Annotated in this window: 2 protein-coding genes; both read right to left on the bottom strand. The window is 50.6% G+C overall.

From position 1 onward, the window contains the following. Nucleotides 1-16: 16 nt before the first annotated feature. Nucleotides 17-757 (bottom strand): DeoR/GlpR family DNA-binding transcription regulator, encoded by a 741-nt coding sequence (locus BZG79_RS15605; protein ID WP_077774866.1) that lies wholly within the window; start codon nt 755-757, stop codon nt 17-19. Nucleotides 758-803: 46 nt separating this feature from the next. Next, nucleotides 804-1,376, bottom strand: a 573-nt coding sequence (locus tag BZG79_RS15600; RefSeq protein ID WP_077774865.1) for a glycerophosphodiester phosphodiesterase family protein, incomplete at its 5' end; no start/stop codon positions are given.

Below are 1,376 nucleotides of genomic sequence, written 5' to 3'. Positions count from 1 at the left end.
GTCTAACTCGCCATGATTAAAACGTACAAGGAACAAAGGCAATGTCACTGGCAAGCTCAGTGTGGTCAGTGAACACATAGTCAAATTGCTTGAGCGTTTTCACTTTCACCGGCGCACTGCGCTGCCATTTTGAACCATCAGCCACCAGCCAACGCGCGGTGGCGGCTTCCAACATGGTGTCACTGACATCGGCTTCATCCGGGGAAAACTCGCAGGCCCACCCTTCTTCACTCACCGCCGCACAACCAATAATGGCAATATCGGCTTGAAAGCGGGATAAAAACTGAATCACCGAATGGCCCACCATATCTTGATCGTTGGCCCGTAACTTTCCGCCGGCCAGCCAAATTTCCAGGTCAGAATTAGCGCCGAGAATGTGGGCGATTTGTACGTTGTTGGTTATCACCCGAAGATCACGTCGGGTGAGTAGCTGTTCGGCAATCGCCGAGACGGTCGTGCCAATGCCCAACATCACGGTGGCCCCGTCAGGAATACGCTCGGCGACAGCCTGCGCAATCGCAGTTTTAATCCCACGATGGCGTTCAAGCCGGCGCTGATAGTCACTGTTTGCCTGTGCGGAGGGCATATTGATCCCACCATGATGACGACGGGCGAGCCCCAACGCACAAAGCTGATTAATATCGCGACGGATAGTCTGCGTAGTCACGGAAAAATGCGCGGCCAAGTGGTCAGTTTCTAAATGTTCGACATCGGCTAATTGGCTGAGAATATCTCGCTGTCGCCAGTTTAATCCCAAATCGTTAGTCACCAACACTCCCTCCTTGTTTTTCAATTTGTCGATATCAACTTATCGATAAATAACGCTCAGGGGCGTCGGTGATCATCATGTCCACTCCCCACTCCCATAAAGGTGCCACGGCGTGCGGATCGTTAGGGGTGTAACACTTCAATGCTAAACCTGAATCTTTAACGGATTTTGCTTTCTCTTGCGTGAGGTGGCGATAGTTGCAGTGAATGCTAAGTGTGGCTAAATCGCGAAACTCATGCCAATTATCAGGGATGGTTTCCCATAAGATCGCCCGGGCGAGGCTCGGTTTTTGATCGCAACAATACCGCAACGCATCCAAAGAGAAAGACGAGATTAAGATCTGCCGCTCATTCACAGGGCTTGTCGATAAACAATCAAATACCGCGTCGCATAATGCAGCAATATCGGTATCGGCATAGGTTTTTATCTCAAGGTTAAGGTGCAGCTCATCGTGATGAACTTGTGCCAATACGGCCGCTAATGTCGGCACTCGTTGTTGAGCAAAATCAGCTGAAAAGTGGCTTCCCGCATCCAATTGCTGTAAATCGACTAACGCGGTGTCTTTCAACGCCCCTTTCCCATTCGTGCACCGGGATAACGTTTGATC

The sequence above is a fragment of the Salinivibrio sp. MA427 genome (genome assembly GCF_001996115.1).
In the GTDB taxonomy this organism is placed as follows: Bacteria; Pseudomonadota; Gammaproteobacteria; order Enterobacterales; family Vibrionaceae; genus Salinivibrio; species Salinivibrio costicola.
This window is presented reverse-complemented; position numbering and strand designations above follow the sequence as displayed.